Below are 22,802 nucleotides of genomic sequence, written 5' to 3'. Positions count from 1 at the left end.
TTGTCACGACATGTTCGTGGCTCGCGGCGATGCTCAGCCGCCCAACCAGGGTAGGGATCCCCCAGGAGCACGTACGGCCGCCAGCCCCGGCGCACCGAGCGCCGGCTCAGCCTCTGGCCCGCCGCCGTGGGCGCTCTTACCGTGGATGGTTCACAATGCGCTGCGGAACAACATCGTTCCGTCGCGCCGGCGCCGGGAGGACACATGGGCAGGGACGTCGAGCAGGGCGCCTTCTCCCGGGAGGACCGGGTCCGCTACCGGCAGAAGGTACGTCGCTGCCTGGACGTCTTCGCGCTGATGCTGGACGACTTCGGGTTCGACGCCGACCGGCCGATGACCGGCCTGGAGATCGAGCTCAACCTGGTCGACTCCGCCGCCGAGCCGGCGATGCGCAACGACCAGATCCTCGCCGACATCGCCGACCCGCTATTCCAGACCGAGCTGGGGCAGTTCAACCTGGAGCTGAACGCGCTGCCCCGGCTCATCGAGGGCACCGGGTTCGGCGACTACGAGCACGACCTGCGGAGCAGTCTCACCCGCGCTGACGAGCGGGCCGCCAAGTCGGACGCGAGGATCGTCCTGGTCGGCATCCTGCCCACGCTCACCGAGCGCCACCTCGTCGCCGACAACCTCTCCACCAACGAGCGCTACCGGGTGCTCAACGACCAGATCGTCGGGGCGCGTGGCGAGGACATCGAACTCGACATCCGGGGCGTCGAGCGGCTCCAGACGCACACCGACTCGATCGCCCCCGAGGCCGCCTGCACCAGCCTCCAGTTCCACCTCCAGGTCGCGCCGGACAGCTTTGCCGACTACTGGAACGCCTCCCAGGCGATCGCCGCCGCGCAGGTGGCGATCGGGGCGAACTCCCCGTACCTGTACGGGCGGCAGCTCTGGGCGGAGACTCGGATCGCGCTGTTCCAGCAGGCCACCGACACCCGGCCGGACGAGCTCAAGGCCCAGGGCGTACGGCCCCGGGTGTGGTTCGGCGAGCGGTGGATCACCTCGATCTTCGACCTGTTCGAGGAGAACGTCCGCTACTTCCCGCCGCTGCTGCCGATCTGCGAGGACGAGGACCCGGTGGAGATCCTGCACGCCGGGGGCGTGCCGCAGCTCGGCGAACTGCGCCTGCACAACGGGACCGTCTACCGCTGGAACCGGCCGGTGTACGACATCATGGACGGCCGCCCGCACCTGCGGGTGGAGAACCGGGTGCTGCCGGCCGGCCCGACCGTGGTCGACATGCTGGCCAACGCCGCCTTCTACTTCGGCCTCGCGCGCGGGCTGGCGGAGGCGGACCGGCCGATCTGGAGCCAGCTCACGTTCAGCTCGGCGGAGGAGAACTTCCACGCGGCCGCCCGCCGGGGCATGGACGCCGTCCTGTACTGGCCCCGGCTCGGCGAGGTGCCGGTGACGAAGCTCGTCCTCGACGTCCTGCTGCCGACGGCGGCGACCGGGCTGGACCGGTTCGGTGTCGCCCCCGCCGAACGGGACCGCCTGCTCGGGGTCATCGAGCAGCGCTGCCGGACCGGCCGCAACGGCGCGGTCTGGCAGACGGAGACGGTGTGGGCGGCCGAGCGGCACCGCAACATGGGCCGGGACGCCGCCCTGCACCACATGGTGCAGCGGTACGCCGACCTCCAGCGCAGCAACGAACCCGTCCACACCTGGCCGGTCGGCTAGCACCGGGCCGCAGGCGGCCGCGGGCGGGCGCTGGCGGGCGCTGGCGGCTGCGGGCGTGATCTTGGCAAGGCCGACGCCGGTGGTCAGTGGTCGCGGCGGGGAGGCCGGGCACGGCGGCCAGCCGGTCGAGCCGACGTCTCGTCCGCTGTCCCGGCACCGTCGGTCGCGTCGGACATCGCGGCGGAAACCTGCTCGGCCTCGGCTCGCTGGGTGGGCAGCCGGTCGGTGACGGTCGCCTTCTTCCCGGTCGCTCGGGCGGCTGTGGTCCGGCCGCGCCCGGTGCCGCCCGTGGCATCACCGGCCGACATCGACCCGCCCGGTGCCGCCTCCGCGTCCCCGCCCGTGCCGCCCGCCGCCCCGCCGCCCGATGAGCCGGCCATGTCCCGGCCCCGCGTCGCGCCGACCGCCTCGGCACCGCCAGCCACTCCGGTGCCGTCGGACGCCGGCCCCCCGGCGGCCTCGTCCGGCCCCCCGCCGAACCCGGACGCGGTGCGCTGCCGGGGCACGCGTACGGCGGCGCGACGACCGGCTCGCTGCCCGAGCGTGGCGACCAGGGCCGAGCCGCCGAGGCCGACGATGACGGCGTACGGGGCGATGAGGTGCGCCGACACCTGCTCCGGGCCGATGGCGGTCAACCCCGGGACGGCGAGCAGGTAGGCGACCGCGACGAGCAGCGGGCCGGCCGCACCGGAGGTGGTCGTGCCGACCCGGCGGTCGGGGTCCCGCCCCGCGCGGCGCGCGGCCAGGATGCCGATGAGGAGCGCGGAGCCGAGCGACAGCAGCGCGCCCGGCCAGTAGAACCAGTCGCGGATCCAGAGCCCGTCGCCGCCCGCGCTCAACTGCCAGATGCCGAGCTGGGCGCTGGTGAGCCCGCGTCCGGCGAGGACGCCGTCGACCACGGCCACCACGGCGAGCAGCCAGAGCCAACCGACGGTGGCGATCACGTTGCCGGCGGCGGCCCGCGAGTGCAGCGCCCACCCGGCGATCGCGACTCCGACCAGCACGCCCAGCGCGGCGTAGACGGCGGCGACGTCGCGGGGCGCCGAGATGTCCGGTACCACGGCGACCCGCGCCGGTACGGCCACCAGCAGCACGGTGATCAGCGCGCCGGCCCCGGCGGCCACGGCCAGCGCGATCCAGCCCAGCGTCCCGCCGTCCGCTTCCCGCCCGGCACGGACGTCCGCCGTGCCGGTGGTGCCGGGACCGGCGGTCGGGACGGTGCCGGTGGCGGACGAACCCGCCGCCGCGGCACCGGCCGCGCTGTCCGCGCCGCCGGTCGACGAGCCGCTCGCGGCGTCGGAGGAGGCGGCCCGGGAGTCCCCGGCAGCGCTGTCGGGCTCGGCCGGACCGCGCGCCCGCAGGCGCTGCGCGCAGACCGCGCCGAGCACCGTGGACGTGGCGGCGATCCAGGTTGCCCAGATCAGACTGGCCGTCCAGGCTGTCGCGGCGGCCGCCCCGTCGGGCGGCGGAGCCCAGTTGATGATGCCGAGCCCGTAGCCGAAGCCCAGCTGCGCGGCACCCGCACCGGCCGCGACGCCGAGCGCGGTCGTGATCGATCCTCCCCAGCCCCTGGCCATGCGGGGGAGCGTAACGTCCCGTGGTCGGCGCGGCGAGTGGTGACGGTCGACCGTCACGCTGCGCGGATGGTCGGGCCGGGTACGGTCGCCGATGACCGAGAGGCCGCAGGTTTCCGGCGGACCCGGGGAGCGGTGGGGGATGACGGACGGCAACACGAAGCCCAGCACGGGGCACGACCGGGTGACACTGGTGCTCGGCGGTGGGTTGGCGACCGTGCTGCTCGCCGCGCTCGGCGCGACGACCGGCTGGATCCTGGCCGGCGAGGACGACCGGCGGGCCACGTCGACGGCGGGTGCGAGCGCCACGCCGACCACCCGCCCGGTCACGGCCACGTCGTCACGGTCCACGCCGCCGCGGTCCACCCCGTCGCGTCCGGCGGCCACCGGGCCGACCGTGCCGAACCTGGTCGGCCGCGACTTCGACGACGCACGGGACGACCTCGAGGAGCGGGGGCTGCGGTGGCGCCTCGTCTTCCAGGGTGGCAGCGGGCGGGCCGTGGAGCGCACCTACCCCAAGGCCGGCACGGCGGTCAGCCCGGGGCGGACGATCACCCTGTACGTGAGCGGCCCGCCGCCGGTCGTACGGGTGCCCGACGTGGTGGAGGACGACTGCGCCGAGGCGGCCGAGGAGCTCGCCGGGGAGGGGTTCCGCGTCGTGTACACGCTGCGCCGCAGTGGCCCGGTGCGCAAGCAGGAGCCGCCCGGCGACAGCCAGGCTCCGTGGGGCGACCCGGTCGCCCTGTGGTGCGGTGATCCCGCCGACGGCACGCCGTCGCCGAACCCGTGACGCGCTGATCCCGGCCGATTCCCCTCCGTCCAGCTAGGTTGACGTCAGGCCGCGAGCGGAGGACGTGCGATGAGCGACGATCGTCAGGAGCCACCCGCCGGAGAGCACGACGACCGGACCCGGCCGCTGCCCCCGACCGGTGGCGAGCCCGCCGACCGTACCCAGCGGTTGCCGCGACCGGAGGACCGGCGACCGCTGGGGGCGTCCGGCGACGAGACCCGGCCGATGCCCGCCGACCGCAGCACGCCGATGGACCGCACCGCGCCGATACCGCCGGAGGCGCGTGGCCCGGCGGCGTGGTCGGGGCGGGCCGGGGTACCACCGCCGCGGCCCACCGAGTACCGGGAGACCACCGAGTGGTACGCCGAGGACCAGGGGGGCCGCCGCTGGTGGCTGCCGATCCTGTGGGGCGTGCTCGTCCTGCTCCTGCTCGGCGCGCTCGGCGCCGGCCTGTGGTTCGCCCTGGCCGCCGACGACGACGAGCCGATCGGTCCCGAGCCCTCGCCCTCGGTGTCGGTGACCCGGGCCTCTCCCACGACGGCCGCGCCGACGACCTCGGCCGCGCCGACGACCGCCTCCCCGTCGCCGTCGCCGACCGAGGCGGGTGAGGTGCGCATGCCGCCGGTGGTCAACCTGCCGCTGGCGACCGCCCGCGCCATCCTCGACCGCGCCGGGGTGGATTACCGCATCGAGTACCGGACGTCCGACCGGCCCGCCGGGACGGTGCTGGACACCGAGCCGGACGCGGGCGACCTGGTGGGGGAGGACGAGGAGGTCACCCTGGTGGTGTCCCGACCCGAGCCGTCACCGACCACCGCCACGCCGAGCCCGGAGCCGACGCCCACCGCCTGAGCGGACGCCGCTCACCACATCCGGCGTCTCGTGCCGACCAGGCCCAGCCCGGCGAGCGAGATGGCCAGTCCGAAGATCCCGGACCAGAACAGGGAGCGCCGGACGTCGTCCGGTGAGTGCGACGCCGCCTGGGCGCCACCCCCGCCGGCGGCCGGCCCGGCGTCGGCCGGCGGAACCTCGGTGGGTACGCCGAGATCCCCGACGGGGGCGTCGGGATCCGGGTCGCCCCCGAATCCGTGGACCGGCTCCTCCTCGACCACGGTGATCTCCGGGGCGGGGACCGGCGTGGTCAGTCGGGTGGAGGAGAGGGCGGGGTCGCGTACCACGACCACGAGGGTGGTTGCGGCGCCGACGAGCGCCAGGAGTCCGAAGGCGTAGGCGATACGGGAGCGGTGCCGCCGCACGGCGGGCTGATTGACCATGGCCATCCCAGGTTCGGGGTCCTGGTCGCGCGGGGTGGAGCCGCCGGGGTGGGCGTACCGCTGATTCTATGGCCGCGGCACGCCCTCCGGCGGCGGATCGCGGGAGGTCAGCCCACCCGGACGGGGGTACGGGTGACCGGCCGGCGCACCGTCCGAACGGTGTGCGGCCGGTGCTGGGGAGCGGCCTGGACCTGGTGCAGGCCGTCCCGCTGGACGAAGATCGATCGCCGGCTGACCGCGTCCCCCGATGCGTTCAACTCGTAGCCTTCGAGCCAGAGCCAACCGTCGTAGGTCGGCCAGTCGAGGACCCGGATCACCCGGAAGGTGATGGGCCGGAGGAACTGGACACTCGCCGCGCGAGTCACGTGCAGTACGTCACCGGAGCGGGGAAGCACATGGGCTCCTGGGAGGGAAGGCCGGCGGACGGGCCGGCGGGAGCTTGATCGGGGGACGTCTCTGGTCCGGCCTCGGGGTCGTGCCCTCGGGGAACCGGTGGTGCTGGTGGTGGTCGGGCCGTACCCGCTGGTGGCGCGCCGCCACCCGACCAACACCCGGCTGCTCCGGGTCTCGCTCCCGCCGCCGCAGCCTTCGGGCGTGCAGCGGTGGGGTCCTCATCCCGGGGCAGGTCTGGTTGCCGTGGCGCGGGTGCGCCCACCGCCTCGCGTCCCACTGGTGGTGATCTCACCACGGCGGGGGATCGGACGGAGACGGTGAGTGACCCGTGCCATACGGACAGAGTGCATCAGCGGCGTGCGACATGCAAGTTGCACGTCGACTTTTGCCGATACGCGAGCGGCTCGCGCAATGCAACGCTTGAAGCCGTTCGCATTCGGACGGCACACTGAGGACCGGTTTCGCCCGTCGCGGCCGGTCGACGACCGGCACCACCCCACCCCGCCGCGAACGCCCGTCCTTCGGCGCTCCTGCCGGCGCGACGACACGGGTGGGCGGTGTGTCGAGGTGAAGGGGGACGGGGTTGGCCAGCAGCCGGCGGTCCGACCAGCAACCGAGGTGTCGCCGTGAGTGCGAGGAGTGAGCCGGGTCGCCGCCCCGCGGTCCCAGGTCGTGGCGTGAGCGCGGGGTGGTGCCGTGACTGAGCGGCGGAGCCCGACAATCCGTCGCCGACGGCTCGGCGCGGAGCTGCGCCGGCAGCGCGAGGCGGCGGGCATCACCATCGAGGCGGTCGCGGAGCAGCTCGAATGCTCGGCGTCCAAGGTCTCGCGCATCGAGACGGGCCACACCACGGCGACGCCGCGTGACGTCCGGGACATGCTCCGGATCTACGGCGTGGTGGGCGCCGAGAGCGACGAGCTGGTGCAGATCGCCCGGGAGGCCCGGCAGAAGGGCTGGTGGCATCCGTACAGCACGGTGCTGGTCGGGGCGTACGTCGGGCTGGAGGCGGCCGCCAGCTCCATCCGGGCGTACGAGCAGCAGGTCGTGCCCGGGCTGCTGGAGACCGAGGAGTACGCGAGCGCGATGATCCGCGCCGCCCGACCCGACTTCACGCCGGAACAGGTCGCACAACGTGTCCGTGTCCGGCTGGGTCGACAGTCGTTGCTGACTCAGGATGATCCGGTCGATCTGTGGGTGGTGCTCGATGAGGCGGTGGTGAGCCGGCCGGTTGGCGGGGACGCAGTGATGCGTGACCAGCTCAAACGGCTGGTGGAAGTGGCCGAACTGCCGAACGTGACGTTGCAGATCCTGCCTTTCGAGGTGGGGGCGCACGCCGGCATGGACGGCACCTTCACGATCCTGAGCTTCCCCGAGCCCGGTGATCCGGATGTCGTGTACGCGGAGAACGCCACGGGTGGGCTCTTCCTCGAGAAGAGTGACGAACTACAGAAGTACAGCTTCATCTTCGATCACATCCGCGCGGCGGCCATTCGTCCGGAGGAGTCCATCGCACACATCGCGAAACTGGCAGAGGAGCCGCTGTGGAAATGGCGACCAAGGAGTGCCCCGTGGACCTGACGCAGGCCACCTGGTTCAAGAGCTCGAAGAGCGGGCCGAACTGCGACAACTGCGTGGAGGTGGCGTACGTGACGGGGGCGGTCGGCGTGCGGGACTCGAAGGACAAGTCGGGTCCGGCCCTGATCTTCAGCCCGGGTGGGTGGCGTTCCTTCGTCACCGGCGCCCGGGGCGGCGGCTTCCACCGGGACTGACCGACGACCCTGTGTCCCCGTCCGGACCGGACCGGACGGGGACATCGGCATGCCCTGACCCACCGCCGGTGGGCGGCGCCGCGCACGACCGCGCGTGTCCCCGTCGCCACATCGGTCCCGTCTCGTTGAACCGGTCGGTACGGCGTTGGTCGACAACCGCCGCACGGATCGGCGACCGAGCGAGGCAGGCGAGACGGATGACGACGATCGGGTCAGAGAACCTCACCAACGGACCGGGCAAGCCGGAGCGGTTCGGGGGCAAGTACCGGGGGGCGCGCCGGGACACCGTGCTGACCGAGGTCGTGTCGTCGGACGCCGAGGTCGGTGAGCGGGAGGCGCCCGCTCCGGAGCCCGCCGGCCCGCCGCTCACCCTGCCCTCGCTGGACCCGAACCCGCTGACCGAGCCGTCCTACCCGCCCGGCGGCTGGCGGCCGGAATCCCACGAGTCGCTCGTCGACCACCCGCTGCTGCGTGGCCTGCTGATGGAGTTGCCGCCGAAGGGCAGCGTGCCCCCGCCGGGCTGGCTGGACCGCTGGTTCGAGGCGACCCGGGCCATCCTCGAACTGCTATACGTGCAGGGCTCCGGCCGGTCGCGCTGACCCGGGCCGGGCCGGGGGCGTCGCCCGCTCCACCAGGCGGTTGTGGCGCAGGGCGTGACGGACGCCGATCACGACGACGCCGAGCGCGCCGACGGTGATCGCGGGACCGGTCGCGCCGTCGCCGGTGAGCATGCCGGGAGCGAGTGCGGCGGCCAGCGCCGGAAGGATCGCCAGGCCGGTGAGCTGCACCGGGAGCCCGACCAGCGGATGGGCCGCGGCGGCGCGCAGGCCGTGCGGGGCGGGGGTGGCCGGCGCCGCCGCGAAGGCACCGGCGCCCGCCCACAGGCGGCGGACGCGGCGGACGGCGCAGGCCGCGACCGCGATCGCCGGGACCGCGGCGAGGCCCAGCCCGGCGGCGGCGCGGTCGGCCGGGGACGAGTCGCCGCTGGAGAGGCCGACGACCAGCACGGTCGCCGTGAGGACGAGGCCGGTCGCGGTCAGGGCGAGCACCCGGCCGGCCTGCCGGCGCAGGTCGCGGGCGTACGTCGCCCGGGGCAGCCGGTCCGCGAGCCAGCCGGCGGCCAACCACACCACGGCGAGCGGAAGCAGGACGACGAGCTGACTCTCCATGGTGCACAGCCTTGCCCGATCCGGCGTCACGCGAATCCGGGCCGGTCCCCCGTTGACCCCGTAACCCGGCCCCGTAGGGGTCATCCTGCCGGTGTTATGGACAACTCGACATGTTCAGTTCGCGGTTCATCGCGCTCTACCCTCAGCTCGATCGGCGGTCATCGATTCACTCGCCACGAACGAGTGGACGGTCGACGGCCGTTCGGAGGGAGGTAGGAGATGGGTATCCCACGCAGGTCCGTCCTGGTCGGGGTGGCCGCGCTGGCCATGGTGGCCACCGCGACACCGGCTCTCGCCGCCGAGCCGGTGGGTACGGTCCTCAGCGCCGGCGGCGCCACCGCCGTCCGGGACAGCTACATCGTCGTCTTCAAGGACAGCGCGGTGAGCCGGGCGGCCATCGGGTCGTCGCTGAACCGGCTGGTCGGCAAGCACGGCGGCACCGTGGCCCGGACGTACAGCGCGGCCCTGCGCGGTGCCGAGCTGCGGATGAGCGCGCAGGCGGCCGCCCGGATGGCCGCCGACCCGGCGGTGGCGTACGTCGAGCAGAACCACACCGTGTCGATCGCCGGTACCCAGACGAACCCCCCGTCCTGGGGCCTCGACCGGATCGACCAGCGAAACCTGCCGCTGAACAGCTCGTACACGTACCCGAACACGGCGGGCAACGTGACGTCGTACGTCATCGACACCGGCATCCGGACGACGCACTCCGACTTCGGCGGCCGGGCGACCTGGGGCACCAACACCGCCGACAGCAACAACACCGACTGCAACGGCCACGGCACGCACGTCGCCGGCACCGTCGGCGGTACGGCGTACGGCGTCGCCAAGGCGACCCGACTGGTGGCCGTCAAGGTGCTCAACTGCCAGGGCAGCGGCACCAACGCCGGGGTCGTCGCCGGCATCGACTGGGTCACCGCGAACGCGGTCAAGCCCGCCGTCGCCAACATGAGCCTGGGTGGCGGGGCGAACACGTCCGTCGACAACGCCGTGATCAACTCGATCAACTCCGGCATCACGTACGCGGTGGCCGCCGGCAACGGCGACTTCCTCGGCAACCGGCAGAACGCCTGCAACTACTCCCCGGCCCGCGCCGCGCCGGCGATCACCGTCGGTGCCACCCAGAACAACGACGCCGCCGCCAGCTTCTCCAACTTCGGCACCTGCGTGGACATCCTGGCGCCGGGCGTGAGCATCACGTCCGCCTGGCACACCAACGACACCGCGACGAACACGATCAGCGGCACCTCGATGGCGTCGCCGCACGTCGCCGGCGCCGCGGCGCTGGTGCTCTCGGCCAACCCGTCGTGGACCCCGCAGCAGGTCCGGGACTACCTGGTCACCAACGCCACCCCGAACGTGGTCACGAACCCGGGCACCGGCACCCCGAACCGGCTGCTCTACGTGGTCAACGGCGACACCCCGCCGCCGCCCAACGACTTCTCGGTCTCGGTGTCGCCGACCTCCGGCTCCACCGCGCCCGGCGGCTCCGTCACCGCGACCGTGGCCACCGCCACCACCAACGGTTCCGCCCAGTCGGTGAGCCTCTCGGCCAGCGGCCTGCCGTCCGGCGCCACCGCCACGTTCAATCCGGCGACGGTCACCTCGGGCGGGTCGTCGACGCTGACCATCAGCACCTCGGCCAGCACCCCGGCCGGCACGTACCCGGTGACCGTGACCGGCACGGCCGCCTCCGGCACCCGGACCGCGACGTACACGCTGACGGTCACCGGCACCGGCGGCGGTTGCTCCGGCACGAACGGCAGCGACGTGGCGATCCCGGACACCGGCGCGACGGTGGCCAGCACGATCACGATCTCGGGCTGCAACCGGAACGCCTCGGCGACGTCGACGGTCGCGGTGAACATCGTGCACACCTACCGCGGTGACCTGGTCATCGACCTGGTCGCCCCGGACGGCTCGTCCTACCGGCTGAAGAACAGCAGCTTCTGGGACGGCACGGACAACGTCAACGCCACCTACACCGTGAACCTGTCGAGCGAGGCGGCGAACGGCACCTGGCGACTCCAGGTGCGGGACGTCTACTCCGGTGACACCGGCTACATCAACACCTGGACGCTGACCCTCTGAGACCTGGTTCCCACGGGCCGAGGCCCCTTCCGGATCACCGGGAGGGGCCTCGTGCCGTCCGGGGACGGCTGGTCAGACCGCGAAACCGGCGGGGCGCTCGGTGGCGGGGGCGGGTGGCTCCGCCTTCCACACACCGGTCTTCTGCGCGGCCAGCCGGGCGAGGTACACCGGGTTGAGGATCACGTACCGGCGCCAGAGGCGTCTCGGCTCCAGGCCGAGCCGCCAGAACCATTCGAGGCCGGCCCGCTGCATCCACGGCGGCGGCTGCTTGAGCAGGCCGGCGTGGTAGTCGAAGGCCGCTCCGACCGCCATCAGCGGCATGTCGAGCAGCGGCCGCATCGCGTACGCGAAGACCTCCTGGCGGGGGCAGCCAAGCCCGACCAGGACGAGCCGGGCCCCGCTGGACTTGATGCGGTCGGCGATCTCGGCGTCCTCGCCGGGCTGGACGGCGCGGAACTTGGACGGCTCCACCCCGGCGATCTTCAGGGCCGGGAACATCCGCTCCAGCGCCGGGATCAACCTGGCGAGGGTCTCCTCGGTGGACCCGTACAGGTAGACCGGCAGCCCCTCCTCGGCGAAGCGGCGGAGCACGTGCAGGGTCAGCGTCGGGCCGTAGACCCGCTCGGTCAGGCCCGCGCCGTGCAGCAGGTTGAGCGCCCAGCGCACCGGCTGCCCGTCGGGGGTGACCAGGTCGAACGAATTGAGCCGGGCGTTGTGCGCGGGGTCGAGCACCCCGGTCATCACGCCGTGCACCGCGAGGGCGGTGAGTGCCAGCGGCCGGCGCTCGTGCGCCGCCGCGACGACCGCCTCGGTCGCCTCGGCGTAGTCGGTGGCGTCGACCAGGACGCCGAGGACGTTCCGCTTGCCGCGACCACTCATGCCTGGGGCACCCACTTGTCCACGTTGGCCTCGTAGATCTCACGGAGGATCATCGGCACGTCGTAGCTGATCTTCCAGTTCGGGTAGTGCTCCTCGAACCGGGCCATGCTGCTGACGTACCACTGGTGGTCGCCGGTCCGGGCCTTCTCGACATAGTTGATCCGCGCCTCGCGGCCGGCGATCTCCTCGGCGATCCGGAACGCCTCGATGTGCGAGGTGTTCGAGTGCCGGCCACCACCCAGGTTGTAGACCTGAGCCGACCGCGGCTCGCGGAAGAACGCCTCGAAGGCGGTCAGCACGTCACGGGAGTGGATGGCGTCCCGAACCATCTTTCCCTTGTAGCCGAAGAGGTTGTACGTCCGGCCCTCCATGACGCAGCGCATCAGATAGGCCAGGAAGCCGTGCAGCTCGGCTGCCGAGTGGGCGGGACCGGTCAGGGTGCCGCCCCGGAAGCAGGCGGTCTTCATGTCGAAGTACCGGCCGTACTCCTGGACCATCACGTCGGCGGCCACCTTCGAGGCTCCGAAGATCGAGTGCAGCGACTCGTCGATCGACATGTCCTCGGGGATGCCCTCGTAGTACGGATGGTCCGTGGGCAGCTCGTACCGGGTCTCCAACTCGACCAGTGGCAGGCTGTTCGGACGATCGCCGTACACCTTGTTGGTCGAGCAGTGGATGAAGGCCGCGTCGATCGCGTACTGGCGGGTGTTCTCCAGGACGTTGAGGGTGCCGCCGGCGTTCACGTCGAAGTCCGTGAACGGCTCCTTGGCGGCCCAGTCGTGGCTGGGCTGCGCGGCGCTGTGGATCACGACCGCGATGTCGGAGCCGTACTTCTTGAAGATCTTCTCCAGGCCGGCACGGTCCCGGATGTCCACCGAGTAGTGGGTGTAGGCGTCGCCCAGGTCGGCGGTGAGGCGAGCCAGACTCCAGGACGTCGAACCATCCTTGCCGAAGAAGTACTGCCGCATGTCGTTGTCGATACCGACCACGTCGAGCCCGAGGCCGGCGAAGTGCCGGACCGCCTCGGAGCCGATCAGCCCGCCCGACCCGGTCACGAACGCGACACTCACACGACACCCCATCGTCCGTCGGTGGCAGAAACCATCGGAGCATAGCGTGACGTACGACATGCCCCGATACGCCACGAGGGCCCCGCTAGCGCGGAGCCCTCGTTCATGGTGGGGAAGGGGGGAGTTGAACCCCCACGCCCTTTCGGGCACACGGACCTGAACCGTGCGCGTCTGCCATTCCGCCACTTCCCCGTGGCTTCGACCCGGAACACTGTACTGCGTCCGACCCACCGTCTCCAGCGGGCCCGGCCATCCTACGCGGCTCCCGGTCGTTGCCGCGAACCGTTACCCTGTGTGGCGGTTACCGTTCGCGGCGGACGAAAGAGTAGCACGACGAAATCGGCCCGGCCGAACGGGCCGCCGCCATCCGGCCGAGCGGCGTGTGAGCTGCGCGCGCGCCGGCCGGATACCATCATGTCCTCGGGACCCGAGGAGGAGCCGGTGAGCGTGCTGCAACGCTTCGAGAAGCGTCTGGAAGGCCTGGTCGAAGGGGCCTTTGCCAAGGTCTTCAAAGGGGTGGTCCACCCCGTGGAGATCCTCAACGCCATGCAGCGGGAGGCCGAGGCGCACAAGGCGATCCTGGCCGGTGGGCGCACGTTGGTGCCCAACCGCTACGTGATCGATCTCTCGCCGTACGACCACAGCCGTCTGGCGCCGTACGCCGCCGCGCTGGCCCAGGAGCTGGCCCAGTCGCAGGCGGAGTTCATCGGCGAGCAGGCGTGGACGGTCTACGGCGACGTGATCGTCGAGATCGAACGGGGTGAGGGCCTCGACACCGGCATGTTCCGGGTCACCGCCGAGGTCTACACCGGCGGCGAGGTCGCCCCGGCGCCCGCCCCGGGCTACGACGCCGGCCCGCCGGCGTACCCCGCGTACGACCAGGGCGGCGGCTACGGTCAGCCGCCCGGCCACGGCGGCGGCCGCAACGTGCGGCTCGTCTCCGGTGACGGGCGCACCTACCCGCTCCAGATGGGCTCGACCGTCATCGGCCGCGGCGACCAGGCCAACCTGCGCCTGCCCGATGTCGGCATCTCCCGCCGGCACGCCCGGCTCGACTTCGACGGCGGTCAGGTCGTGCTGACCGACCTCGGCTCGACCAACGGCACGATGGTCAACGGCCAGCGGGTCTCCGCCGTCGCCCTCAACCCCGGTGACATGATCCAGCTCGGCACCACGACGCTGACCTTCCGCGTGGACGGCTGATCCGCCTTGCCGGAACTCGTCATCACCGTCGCCCGGTTCGGGTTCCTGATCCTGCTGTGGATCTTCGTGTTCACGGTGGTCGGAGTGATCCGCCGCGACCTCTTCGCGGGGGCCCGGTCGGGCCGGCTGGTGGCGGCGCCCCGCGGCGTCGGCGCCTCCCTGGGGCAGCCGTCGAAGCCGGCCAAGGTGAAGCGGGGACGGGCGGCGCACCAGCTGGTGGTGACCGCCGGCCAGCTGGCCGGCACCCGCATCACGCTCGGCGAAGCGCAGATCACCATCGGTCGCGCCGAGGACTCCACCCTCGTCATCACCGACGACTACGCCTCCGCGCGACACGCCCGGCTGGTGCCGCGCGACGGGCAGTGGTTCGTCGAGGACCTGGGTTCGACTAACGGCACGTACCTGGATCGCGCTAAGGTCACCGGACCAACCCCCGTCCCCCTCGGCGTGCCGATCCGGATCGGCCGCACTTCACTCGAATTACGGCCATGACTCTGACCCTGCGCTATGCGGCCCACAGTGACCGCGGTCTGATCCGAGACGGTAACCAGGACTCCGTCTACGCCGGGCCGCGGCTGCTCGCCGTGGCCGACGGCATGGGCGGCATGGCTGCCGGTGACGTCGCCAGCAACATCGTCATCGGTGCCATGGCGCCACTCGACGAGGACGTCCCCGGTGACGCCCTGGTCGACGCGCTCCGCTCGGCCGTCAACAACGCCACCCAGCAGCTCCGCGAGACCGTGGACGCCAACCCCCAGCTGGAGGGCATGGGCACCACGCTCACCGCGATCCTCTTCTCCGGCAGCAAGCTGGGCATGGTGCATATCGGTGACTCGCGGGCGTACCTGCTGCGCCAGGGCGAGTTCGCCCAGATCACCAAGGACGACACGTACGTCCAGATGCTCGTCGACGAGGGCCGGATCAGCGCCGAGGAGGCGAGCAGCCACCCGCAGCGGTCGCTGCTGACCCGGGCACTCGACGGCCGGGACATCGACGCGGAGTACTCGGTCCGTCAGGTGCTTCCCGCCGACCGCTACCTGATCTGCAGCGACGGTCTGTCCGGCGTGGTCAGCGCGGACACCATCGCCGAGACCATGCGCGAGTACACCGATCCGCAGCAGTGCGTCGAGCGGCTGGTGCAGCTCGCGCTGCGCGGCGGCGGCCCGGACAACATCACCGTGATCATCGCCGACGCGACCGACCAGGACATCGTCGAGGCGAGCCCGATCGTCGGCGGTGCCGCCTCCCGGGACCGGGGCATGGCCACGTCCGCCGACGTCTCCACGCCAGCGGCCCGCGCCTCGGCGCTCTCCGCGCCACGGCCGGCCGCGCCGGAGGAGCCGGCGGCCAGCGCCGACGACGAGCCGGAGCGCCGCCGGCACCGGCCGGTGCGCGCCGCCGCGATGACGCTGGCGCTGCTCGTCCTGCTGGGCGGGGCGGTGTTCGGCGGGTGGAGCTACACGCAGCGGCAGTACTACGTGGGAGCCACCGAGGAGGGCCAGGTCGCCGTCTTCCGCGGCATCCAGGGTCAGATCGCCGGCATGGACCTCTCCACCGTGCACTCCACCAGCCCGGCCGACCTGGACGACCTGACGCTCGCCGCGCAGGAGCAGGTCAAGCAGGGCATCCCGGCGAAGAGCGAGCCGGACGCGGAGCGCCGCCTGGCCGAGCTGACCGCCGACACGCCGACGAACCCCAACCTGAAGCCGACCTGCCCGCCGAGCCCGACTCCGAGTGCGGTCGCCGTCACGGCCACCCCGACGCCGACCGTGGCGCCGGGGACGGCCACGCCCACCGCCAGCGCGGCGCCGACCACGCCGGCCGCGACCGAACTGCCGGCGGCCCCGACCACCACGCCCGACGCCCTGCCCTCGGACCCGGTCACGCCGACCGTCGACCCGGCCGCCTGCCGGTCGCCCGAGTGAGCGTCGGCTCGACCCGTCAGGACGTTCCGTGACCGCAGCGGCCACCCCGGCATCCCCGCCCGCCACCGCGGGCGGGCAGCCCGGTGTACGCCTGGCCCGGTCCCGGCGCAACGCCGAGCTGTCCCTGCTGCTGGTCGCGATGGTGCTGGTCGCCGCGTACGCGGCGATGGTCGAGGCGAACGTGCTCGAAACCGTCACCCCGGACTTCTGGGTGCCGGCCGCCGCGCTCAGCGCGGTCTTCCTCGCGCTGCACGTGGCGATCCGGTTCCTGGCCCCCTTCGCCGACCCGGCCCTGCTGCCGGCGGTCGCACTGCTCAACGGCCTCGGAGTCGGGTTCCTCCGCCGGCTCGACCTGGCCCGGGCCACCCCCGCCGAGCGGGCCGACCTGGCGATCTTCGCCGGTACCGGGGGCCGGCAGCTCGCCTGGACGCTGGCCTCGGTGGTCCTCGCCGCCGGGCTGCTCCTCGTGGTCCGCGACCACCGCTCGATCTCCCGCTACGCGTACACCCTGGGGCTCGCCGGCATCGTGCTGGTGATGATCCCGGCGGTGCTGCCGTCGAGCATCTCGGAGATCAACGGCGCCAAGCTCTGGGTCCGCGTCGGTGGCTTCTCCATCCAGCCCGGCGAGTTCGCCAAGCTGGCCCTGCTCGCCTTCTTCGCGTACTACCTGGTCCGTAAGCGGGAGGTGCTCTCGCTGGCCAGCCGCCGGATCCTCGGCGTCGACTTCCCGCGCGGACGGGACCTGGGCCCGGTCGTGGTGGTCTGGCTGATCAGCCTCCTGGTCCTCGTCTTCGAGAAGGACCTGGGCACCTCGTTGCTGTACTTCGGCATGTTCGTGGTGACGCTGTACATCGCCACCGAGCGGGTCAGCTGGCTGCTCATCGGTCTCGTGCTCTTCTTCGGCGGCGCCTACCTGGCGTACGTGCTGGGCAGCACCGTCGGCGGACCGTTCGCCAACTTCTACCTGCGGGCCGAGATCTGGCTGGACCCGTTCGCCGACCCGTACGAGGACGGCTACCAGCTCGTGCAGGGTCTGCTCGCCCTCGGCACGGGTGGCCTCTTCGGGGCCGGGCCCGGCGGCGGCCAGCCGCTCAAGCTGCCCGAGGTGCAGAACGACTTCATCTTCGCCGGCATCGGAGAGGAGATCGGACTCTTCGGCCTCTCCGCCCTCCTGGTGATCTACCTGCTGATCGTCGAGCGGGGGCTGCGCGCCGCCCTGGCCGTGCGCGACTCGTTCGGCAAGCTGCTCGCCGGTGGCCTGGCGTTCACGCTCGGCCTGCAGGTCTTCGTGATCGTCGGCGGGATCAGCAAGTTGATCCCGCTCACCGGCCAGACCACCCCCTTCCTCTCCGCCGGTGGCTCCTCGCTGATGGCGAACTGGCTGCTCATCGCGGTCCTGCTCCGGGTCTCCGACGGCGCCCGCCGGCCGGTGACCGGCGGCGGCGGGGTGACCCGGCCGGCGGGTGGTCCGCCGGAGCAGCTGCACGGTGCCCCCACGGAGGTGATCAAGCCGTGAATGCACCCCTGCGCCGCGTCGGCGTCGTCGTGATCGTCCTGTTCGGGCTGCTCTTCGCGAACCTGAACTGGATCCAGGCCTACAAGGCCGACGAGTACCGCAACAGCGACTACAACGGTCGGGTCCAGGTCGCCGAGTACAAGCGCAAGCGCGGCAACATCGAGGCCGGCGGTACGGCGTTCGCGGTCAGCAAGGAGACCAGCGGCGAGCTGACCTACCTGCGCACGTACCCGGGCGGGGCGCAGTACGCCCACGTCCTCGGGTACAAGCCGGTCAACCTGGCCGACCGCGGCATCGAGAAGTCGGAGAACGACTTCCTCGCCGGCACCAGCGACCAGCTGATCGCCAACCGGGTCAAGGACCTGTTCACCGGCGACCAGACCGCCGGCGGCAACGTGCTCCTCACCATTTCGAAGCGGGCGCAGGACGTCGCGTTCAAGCAACTGCGCGACAACCGCAACGGCGTGACCAAGGGCGCGGCCATCGCGATCGATCCGCGTACCGGTGCGGTGCAGGCGCTGGTCTCCATGCCGAGCTTCGACCCGAACCCGCTGGCCAGCCACGACACCGACGAGGCCGCGGCCGCGTACAACGAGCTGGAGCGGAACCCGGACGGCCCGCTGAAGAACCGGGCGCTCGGCGAGGTGCTTCCCCCGGGCTCGACCTTCAAGATCGTGGTGGCCGCCGCCGCCCTGGAGAACGGGGTCACCCAGGAGACCCAGATCCCCGCCGGGGCCAGCTACACCCCGCCCACCTCCGGCACGCCGATCCGCAACGCCGCCCAGTCGATCTGCCCCGAGTCGCAGGTGCCCCTCAAGGAGGCGGTCCGCGAGTCGTGCAACACCGGCTTCGCCCAGCTCGGCGTCCGGCTCGGTGCCGACGCCATCAAGGAGAAGGCCCGGCAGTTCGGCTTCGAGCAGGACGACCTGACCGTGGGGCGGCTCGGTGAGGGTGGCCACCCGGTCGCGGCCAGCCGGACCGGCAGCATGGAGAACGCCGACGGCGGCGACGACCCGGCGGCGCTCGCCCAGTCCTCCATCGGGCAGCGCGACGTGCGGATGACCCCGCTCCAGGGCGCCCTGATCGCGGCCACGGTGGCCAACGGCGGCAGCCAGATGCGGCCGTACCTGGTCCGCCAGCTCCTCGGCCCGGACCGCACCACCGACTACTACACCGCCCGGCCGCGCGAGCTGCGCAAGCCGGTGAGCGGCCAGGTCGCCACCGACCTGCGCGAGATGATGGTGAGCGTCGTCGAGGACGGCACCGGCCGGAACGCGCGGATCAGCGGCTACACGGTCGGCGGCAAGACCGGCACCGCCCAGTCCGGCCCGAACACCCGCGACCACGGCTGGTTCATCGGCTTCGCGCTGGACAAGGACGGCAACCCCGTCTCGGCGGTCTGCGTCCTGCTGGAGGAGGCCGGCGACGGCGGCAGCGCCGAGGCGGCCCGGATCGGTGGCCAGATCATGCGGGCGGCGATCGCCGATCCGGGGAGCCGTTGACATGCTCAGCCCCGGGGTGAAGCTCGGCAACCGCTACCGGCTCGACGAGCGGATCGCCAGCGGCGGCATGGGCGACGTCTGGCGCGGCACCGACCAGGTGCTCGGCCGGACGGTCGCCGTGAAGAGCCTGCTCCCGGCCCTGCTCGACGACCCGGACTTCGCCGAGCGGTTCCGCGGCGAGGCGCGGACGATGGCCACCATCAACCACCCCGGGGTGGTCGACGTCTACGACTTCGGCAGCGACCAGCAGATCGCCTTCCTGGTGATGGAGTACGTGGAGGGCGATGCGCTCTCGGCGACCCTCAGCCGGGTCGGGCGGCTCACCCCGGCCCGGACGATGGCGCTGGTCGCCCAGGCCGCCGACGCGCTGCACGCCGCCCACGTCAAGGGCATCGTGCACCGCGACGTGAAGCCCGGGAACCTGCTCGTCCGGCCGAACGGCACCCTGGTGCTCACCGACTTCGGCATCGCCCGCTCCGACCTGGTCGCCCAGCTCACCGCCGCCGGGTCGGTGCTCGGCACCGCCTCGTACATCTCGCCGGAGCAGGCCATCGGCGGGGTCGCCACCCCCGCCTCGGACGTGTACGCGCTCGGCGTCGTCGCGTACCAGTGCCTCGCCGGCCGGCGGCCGTTCGAGGGCGACAACCCCCTCGAGATCGCCATGCGGCACGTCCAGGAGACGGCCCGGCCGCTTCCCGCCGACATCCCGCCGCAGGTGCGCACCGTGGTCGAGCGGGCCATGGCGAAGGACCCGGCGGCCCGCTGGCCGAGCGCGGCGGCGCTGGCCGGGGTGGCGCGCCAGTTGAAGGTCCAGCTCTCCCAGGCCGCCCGCGCGTCGGGCCGGGCGAACCCGGTCTCCCCGGCGTCGCCGGCCCCCGGCCGGGCCCAGGTGCCGCCGCCGGCGACGGCCCGGCCGCCGGTGGCCCACCGGCCGCCGGCGGCCGCGTCCCCGGCACCCCGCCCGCCGGTCGCACCGCCCCGCCCGCCGGTGGTGGCGGCCACGTCGGCGCCGAGACCGCCGGCCGCGCAGCCCGTCCGGCCGCACGGCGCGGCGGCGGTGCCGTCGGCGCCGACCCGACCGGGGTACGCTCCGAAGCCCGCTCCTCCGCCGCCGCCAGCGCGCCGGTCCCGGCCCGGGATGGTGTTCCTCGTCATCCTCCTGGCCGTACTGGTACTGGTCTGCTCCGGCGTGATTTCCTACAACCTGCGGTCGTCGGCGCTGCCCGGGGAACCCGGCACGCCGGCACCGCGGACGGTGACCTCCGGCGTGCTGCGGCTCGACGGACGCGACGAACCGGCTGGGACGTCGTACCGTCGACAGCAACTGCCGCGGCCGGGCGGCGACGTGACGACGACGAGCGAAGGACGACAGACGCGATGACAGCGCAGGCCCGCCTGCTCGGTGGCAGGTACCAGGTCGGCGAGCTCCTCGGCTACGGCGGCATGGCCGAGGTGCACCGCGGTCGCGACCTGCGGCTCGGTCGGGACGTCGCGATCAAGATGCTCCGGACGGACCTGGCCCGGGACGCCACCTTCCAGATGCGGTTCCGCCGGGAGGCGCAGAACGCCGCGTCCCTCAACCACCCGGCCATCGTCGCCGTGTACGACACCGGCGAGGAGCAGGCGCCCACCGGGGAGACGCTGCCGTTCATCGTGATGGAGTTCGTCAACGGGCGGACCCTCAAGGAGGTGCTGGGCGCCGAGGGCCGGCTCCAGCCGCGGCGGGCGCTGGAGATCTGCGCCGACATGTGCGCGGCGCTGGAGTTCAGCCACCGGCACGGCATCATCCACCGGGACATCAAGCCCGGCAACGTCATGCTGACCCAGACCGGTCAGGTCAAGGTCATGGACTTCGGCATCGCGCGGGCCCTGGCCAGCGGTGCCACCACCATGACGCAGACCAGCGCCGTGATCGGCACCGCGCAGTACCTGTCGCCGGAGCAGGCTCGGGGCGAGGCGGTCGACGCCCGCTCCGACGTCTACGCCGCCGGCTGCGTGCTGTTCGAGTTGCTCTGCGGGCACCCGCCGTTCGTCGGGGACAGCCCGGTCAGCGTCGCGTACCAGCACGTACGGGAGGCGCCGCCGACGCCGAGCGACCTCAACCCGGAGGTCAACCCGGCGGTCGACGCGATCGTGCTCAAGGCCCTGTCGAAGAACCCGCTGAACCGCTACCAGAGCGCCGGCGAGATGCGCGCCGACCTGCTCCGCGCCGCCGCCGGCCGCCCGGTGCTCGCCACCCCGGTCATGCGCGAGGAGGAGACGACCCAGCTCGCCCCGGCCGGTGCCGGCTACCCGCCCGCCGCGGCGGGCGGGTCGCGGACCCAGCAGATCCCGGCCCGGGTCGGCGACCCGCGCCGCCGCAAGGCGTCGTCCTGGCTGATCGCCACCTTCGCCGCGCTCGGCGTGCTCGCGGTGATCGCCCTGGTCGCCGCGCTGCTGTGGAACCGGGAACCCACCCAGGCCATCGTCCCGACAGTGACCGGGATGACCCAGGAGGCGGCGTTCGCGGAGATCCGGAAGGCCAACCTGACGCCGGACGCCGGCGACCCCGTCTTCAACGCCACCTGCAAGAAGGGGCAGGTGACGGACCAGTCACCGGGCCCGGACGCCCGCCTGGAGCCGAGTCAGGTCGTCACGGTCCGGGTCTGCGGCGGTCCGCAGGAGGTCTCGATCCCCAACAACCTCGTCGGCGGCCAGTACGTCAGCGCCGCCGAACGGCTCAAGGAACTCAAGCTCGTGCCCAAGCGGAAGGACGTCGACAACGAGCAGCCGAAGGGCATCGTCGTCAAGGTGACGCCGGACTCCGGCACCGCGGTGGCGGAAGGCACCGAGGTCGTTCTCGAGGTTTCGAAGGGCAACGTCCGCGAGGTGCCGGACGTGGTGGGCGAGACCCGCGAGGACGCGGAGGACGAGCTGCGGGACGCCGGCTACAAGGTCCGGGTCCAACGGGGAGACCCGGTGCCGCCGGAGGAAGCCGGACGGGTCGTTTCGCAGGACCCGAAGGCGGGCAGCCCGCTCGCCAAGGACGGGACGGTGACGATCGTGGTGACGGTGCCGCAGGAGGAGCCGACCCAGGAGCCGACGCAGGATCCGACCTCGACCCCGACGACCCCGCCGACCACCCCGCCCCCGGGTGGTGGCGGAGGCGGCCTCCCGCTGTTCCCGACCACGCCGCCGGCCCGCCAGAGCGCCGACTGACGCGATCCACGCCGGTCATCGGGAGGACGCGCGGGATGTGCTCCACGTTTCTCGCCGGGTTCGTCCGGTGATCGCGGTTGCCGCACCCGGGGGTCACGCGTACCGGTGGCGGCGGCGCCTGGCGCGCGGGGCCGTCCTGGGCCTGACTGCGCTGCTCGTCGCCAGCCTGCCCTGGTTGTGGACGACGGCCGGCGCCCGCGGCCACGTGTACGACGAGGCCGACGCCCCCGCCGCCGACGTGGTGATCGTCCTGGGCACGGCGGTGGCGGCGGACCGGCGGCACCCGGAGAACCGGCTCGCCGGCCGGCTGGAGACCGCCGCCGAGCTGGTGCACAGCGGGCGGGCCCGGGTGGTGCTGGTGTCGGGCGACGGGGGCGGCGCGTCCGGTGACGAGCCGGCGGTCATGACCACCTACCTGACCGAACGGCTCGGTGTCGACCCGCGTCGGATCGTGGCCGACCCGTACGGCCTGGACACCTACGACAGCTGCGCACGGGCGCGTGAGGTGTACGGAGTCGAGCGGGCGCTGGTCGTCACGCAGTCCTGGCACGTCTCCCGCGCGGTGACGCTCTGCCGCCACCTCGGCCTCGACGTCGACGGGGTGATCGCCCGCTGCCCCGGCTGCGGGACCGCCCTGTTCGTCGAGAAGACGATCCGGGACTACCTGGCCAGCGGCAAGGCGGCGTGGGACGCCGTGCTGCGTCGGCCGCCCGCGGTCCACTCGCCCGCGGATTCCGGTGTCCGGGACGCGCTGACGAGCTGACCG

General features: G+C 72.8%; 21 protein-coding genes and 1 tRNA gene. 15 read left to right on the top strand and 7 right to left on the bottom strand.

The genetic code is table 11. From position 1 onward, the window contains the following. Positions 1 to 204 precede the first annotated feature (204 nt). The gene (locus ACN26Y_RS07315; protein WP_155329547.1) at positions 205 to 1,683 is read left to right on the top strand and encodes a glutamate--cysteine ligase; all 1,479 of its coding nucleotides are present in this window, start codon (positions 205 to 207) and stop codon (positions 1,681 to 1,683) included. 83 nt (positions 1,684 to 1,766) lie between these two features. On the opposite strand, the gene ACN26Y_RS07310 is transcribed toward ACN26Y_RS07315, so the two are convergent. Further along, positions 1,767 to 3,260, bottom strand: a complete 1,494-nt coding sequence (locus tag ACN26Y_RS07310) for a hypothetical protein (protein WP_230688912.1) — start codon at positions 3,258 to 3,260, stop codon at positions 1,767 to 1,769. A gap of 139 nt (positions 3,261 to 3,399) precedes the next feature. Here ACN26Y_RS07310 and ACN26Y_RS07305 point away from each other — a divergent pair, with 139 nt between their 5' ends. Together ACN26Y_RS07305 and ACN26Y_RS07300 are read left to right on the top strand one after the other, a co-directional pair. After that, positions 3,400 to 4,047, top strand: a complete 648-nt coding sequence (locus tag ACN26Y_RS07305) for a PASTA domain-containing protein (protein ID WP_422734507.1) — start codon at positions 3,400 to 3,402, stop codon at positions 4,045 to 4,047. A gap of 69 nt (positions 4,048 to 4,116) precedes the next feature. Further along, positions 4,117 to 4,899, top strand: a complete 783-nt coding sequence (locus tag ACN26Y_RS07300) for a PASTA domain-containing protein (RefSeq protein WP_155329546.1) — start codon at positions 4,117 to 4,119, stop codon at positions 4,897 to 4,899. Between the two features lie 11 nt (positions 4,900 to 4,910). On the opposite strand, the gene ACN26Y_RS07295 is transcribed toward ACN26Y_RS07300, so the two are convergent. Both ACN26Y_RS07295 and ACN26Y_RS07290 read right to left on the bottom strand, forming a co-directional pair. Further along, positions 4,911 to 5,327 (bottom strand): hypothetical protein, encoded by a 417-nt coding sequence (locus tag ACN26Y_RS07295; protein ID WP_196255800.1) that lies wholly within the window; start codon positions 5,325 to 5,327, stop codon positions 4,911 to 4,913. Positions 5,328 to 5,428: 101 nt separating this feature from the next. Beyond that, positions 5,429 to 5,716, bottom strand: coding sequence for a hypothetical protein (locus tag ACN26Y_RS07290; protein ID WP_155329544.1), 288 nt, complete (start codon positions 5,714 to 5,716; stop codon positions 5,429 to 5,431). Positions 5,717 to 6,410: 694 nt separating this feature from the next. Between ACN26Y_RS07290 and ACN26Y_RS07285 the strand changes: the two genes are divergently transcribed. From ACN26Y_RS07285 to ACN26Y_RS07275, 3 genes are all read left to right on the top strand, one after another. Next, complete coding sequence (locus ACN26Y_RS07285; protein WP_155329543.1) at positions 6,411 to 7,292, top strand: helix-turn-helix domain-containing protein; 882 nt, start codon at positions 6,411 to 6,413, stop codon at positions 7,290 to 7,292. Further along, positions 7,262 to 7,483, top strand: coding sequence for a DUF397 domain-containing protein (locus tag ACN26Y_RS07280; RefSeq protein WP_155329542.1), 222 nt, complete (start codon positions 7,262 to 7,264; stop codon positions 7,481 to 7,483). Before ACN26Y_RS07285 ends, ACN26Y_RS07280 begins: the two co-directional genes overlap by 31 nt. 197 nt (positions 7,484 to 7,680) lie before the next feature. Further along, complete coding sequence (locus ACN26Y_RS07275; RefSeq protein ID WP_155329541.1) at positions 7,681 to 8,082, top strand: hypothetical protein; 402 nt, start codon at positions 7,681 to 7,683, stop codon at positions 8,080 to 8,082. Here ACN26Y_RS07275 and ACN26Y_RS07270 read toward each other — a convergent pair. Continuing rightward, positions 8,050 to 8,652, bottom strand: coding sequence for a hypothetical protein (locus ACN26Y_RS07270; protein WP_155329540.1), 603 nt, complete (start codon positions 8,650 to 8,652; stop codon positions 8,050 to 8,052). The two genes, ACN26Y_RS07275 and ACN26Y_RS07270, sit on opposite strands and share 33 nt — an antisense overlap. A 219-nt stretch (positions 8,653 to 8,871) precedes the next feature. On the opposite strand from ACN26Y_RS07270, the gene ACN26Y_RS07265 reads away from it, so the two are divergent. Next, entirely contained in the window at positions 8,872 to 10,743 is a 1,872-nt protein-coding gene (locus ACN26Y_RS07265) for a S8 family peptidase (RefSeq protein WP_155329539.1), read from the top strand. 72 nt (positions 10,744 to 10,815) lie between these two features. Here the strand turns inward: ACN26Y_RS07265 and ACN26Y_RS07260 are convergent, their stop codons facing one another. The 3 genes from ACN26Y_RS07260 to ACN26Y_RS07250 form a co-directional block, all read right to left on the bottom strand. Then, a complete protein-coding gene (locus tag ACN26Y_RS07260; protein ID WP_155329538.1) occupies positions 10,816 to 11,622 on the bottom strand; it encodes a WecB/TagA/CpsF family glycosyltransferase in 807 nt (268 codons plus the stop codon). Next, on the bottom strand, positions 11,619 to 12,692 hold the full coding sequence (locus ACN26Y_RS07255; RefSeq protein WP_155329537.1) for an NAD-dependent epimerase/dehydratase family protein: 1,074 nt from the start codon (positions 12,690 to 12,692) through the stop codon (positions 11,619 to 11,621). The genes ACN26Y_RS07260 and ACN26Y_RS07255 overlap by 4 nt, the downstream gene beginning before the upstream one ends. A gap of 106 nt (positions 12,693 to 12,798) precedes the next feature. Then, positions 12,799 to 12,884 (bottom strand) — tRNA-Leu (locus ACN26Y_RS07250). Between the two features lie 222 nt (positions 12,885 to 13,106). On the opposite strand from ACN26Y_RS07250, the gene ACN26Y_RS07245 reads away from it, so the two are divergent. The 8 genes from ACN26Y_RS07245 (at position 13,107) to ACN26Y_RS07210 (ending at position 22,799) form a co-directional block, all read left to right on the top strand. Further along, complete coding sequence (locus ACN26Y_RS07245; protein WP_155329536.1) at positions 13,107 to 13,895, top strand: FhaA domain-containing protein; 789 nt, start codon at positions 13,107 to 13,109, stop codon at positions 13,893 to 13,895. A gap of 6 nt (positions 13,896 to 13,901) precedes the next feature. Next, positions 13,902 to 14,387, top strand: coding sequence for an FHA domain-containing protein FhaB/FipA (locus ACN26Y_RS07240; RefSeq protein ID WP_155329535.1), 486 nt, complete (start codon positions 13,902 to 13,904; stop codon positions 14,385 to 14,387). Further along, positions 14,384 to 15,820 carry a PP2C family protein-serine/threonine phosphatase gene (locus ACN26Y_RS07235; protein WP_422734506.1) on the top strand — a complete coding sequence of 479 codons (1,437 nt, stop codon included), beginning with the start codon at positions 14,384 to 14,386 and terminating at the stop codon, positions 15,818 to 15,820. Before ACN26Y_RS07240 ends, ACN26Y_RS07235 begins: the two co-directional genes overlap by 4 nt. A gap of 28 nt (positions 15,821 to 15,848) precedes the next feature. Further along, positions 15,849 to 17,336: an FtsW/RodA/SpoVE family cell cycle protein gene (locus ACN26Y_RS07230; RefSeq protein WP_155329533.1), complete on the top strand. Its 1,488-nt coding sequence runs from the start codon at positions 15,849 to 15,851 to the stop codon at positions 17,334 to 17,336. Next, positions 17,333 to 18,838 carry a peptidoglycan D,D-transpeptidase FtsI family protein gene (locus ACN26Y_RS07225; RefSeq protein ID WP_155329532.1) on the top strand — a complete coding sequence of 502 codons (1,506 nt, stop codon included), beginning with the start codon at positions 17,333 to 17,335 and terminating at the stop codon, positions 18,836 to 18,838. Before ACN26Y_RS07230 ends, ACN26Y_RS07225 begins: the two co-directional genes overlap by 4 nt. A 1-nt stretch (position 18,839) precedes the next feature. Then, positions 18,840 to 20,219 carry a serine/threonine-protein kinase gene (locus ACN26Y_RS07220; protein ID WP_155329531.1) on the top strand — a complete coding sequence of 460 codons (1,380 nt, stop codon included), beginning with the start codon at positions 18,840 to 18,842 and terminating at the stop codon, positions 20,217 to 20,219. Further along, complete coding sequence (pknB, locus tag ACN26Y_RS07215) at positions 20,216 to 22,036, top strand: Stk1 family PASTA domain-containing Ser/Thr kinase (protein ID WP_155329530.1); 1,821 nt, start codon at positions 20,216 to 20,218, stop codon at positions 22,034 to 22,036. The genes ACN26Y_RS07220 and pknB overlap by 4 nt, the downstream gene beginning before the upstream one ends. A gap of 67 nt (positions 22,037 to 22,103) precedes the next feature. After that, on the top strand, positions 22,104 to 22,799 hold the full coding sequence (locus tag ACN26Y_RS07210; RefSeq protein WP_422734505.1) for a SanA/YdcF family protein: 696 nt from the start codon (positions 22,104 to 22,106) through the stop codon (positions 22,797 to 22,799). Positions 22,800 to 22,802 lie beyond the last annotated feature (3 nt).

This window comes from Micromonospora sp. WMMD558, assembly GCF_049315255.1.
Classification (GTDB): Bacteria; Actinomycetota; Actinomycetes; order Mycobacteriales; family Micromonosporaceae; genus Micromonospora.
The sequence above is the reverse complement of the archived record's forward strand: the minus strand, read 5'-3'. Positions and strand labels throughout refer to the sequence as shown.

Bases quoted from the DNA above. Each gene is read 5' to 3' on its own strand.
- ACN26Y_RS07315 (WP_155329547.1), top strand. From the start codon at position 205: ATGGGCAGGGACGTCGAGCAGGGCGCCTTCTCCCGGGAGGACCGGGTC.
- ACN26Y_RS07310 (WP_230688912.1), bottom strand. From the start codon at position 3,260: ATGGCCAGGGGCTGGGGAGGATCGATCACGACCGCGCTCGGCGTCGCG.
- ACN26Y_RS07305 (WP_422734507.1), top strand. From the start codon at position 3,400: ATGACGGACGGCAACACGAAGCCCAGCACGGGGCACGACCGGGTGACA.
- ACN26Y_RS07300 (WP_155329546.1), top strand. From the start codon at position 4,117: ATGAGCGACGATCGTCAGGAGCCACCCGCCGGAGAGCACGACGACCGG.
- ACN26Y_RS07295 (WP_196255800.1), bottom strand. From the start codon at position 5,327: ATGGCCATGGTCAATCAGCCCGCCGTGCGGCGGCACCGCTCCCGTATC.
- ACN26Y_RS07280 (WP_155329542.1), top strand. From the start codon at position 7,262: ATGGCGACCAAGGAGTGCCCCGTGGACCTGACGCAGGCCACCTGGTTC.
- ACN26Y_RS07275 (WP_155329541.1), top strand. From the start codon at position 7,681: ATGACGACGATCGGGTCAGAGAACCTCACCAACGGACCGGGCAAGCCG.
- ACN26Y_RS07270 (WP_155329540.1), bottom strand. From the start codon at position 8,652: ATGGAGAGTCAGCTCGTCGTCCTGCTTCCGCTCGCCGTGGTGTGGTTG.
- ACN26Y_RS07265 (WP_155329539.1), top strand. From the start codon at position 8,872: ATGGGTATCCCACGCAGGTCCGTCCTGGTCGGGGTGGCCGCGCTGGCC.
- ACN26Y_RS07260 (WP_155329538.1), bottom strand. From the start codon at position 11,622: ATGAGTGGTCGCGGCAAGCGGAACGTCCTCGGCGTCCTGGTCGACGCC.
- ACN26Y_RS07245 (WP_155329536.1), top strand. From the start codon at position 13,107: ATGTCCTCGGGACCCGAGGAGGAGCCGGTGAGCGTGCTGCAACGCTTC.
- ACN26Y_RS07235 (WP_422734506.1), top strand. From the start codon at position 14,384: ATGACTCTGACCCTGCGCTATGCGGCCCACAGTGACCGCGGTCTGATC.
- ACN26Y_RS07220 (WP_155329531.1), top strand. From the start codon at position 18,840: ATGCTCAGCCCCGGGGTGAAGCTCGGCAACCGCTACCGGCTCGACGAG.
- pknB (WP_155329530.1), top strand. From the start codon at position 20,216: ATGACAGCGCAGGCCCGCCTGCTCGGTGGCAGGTACCAGGTCGGCGAG.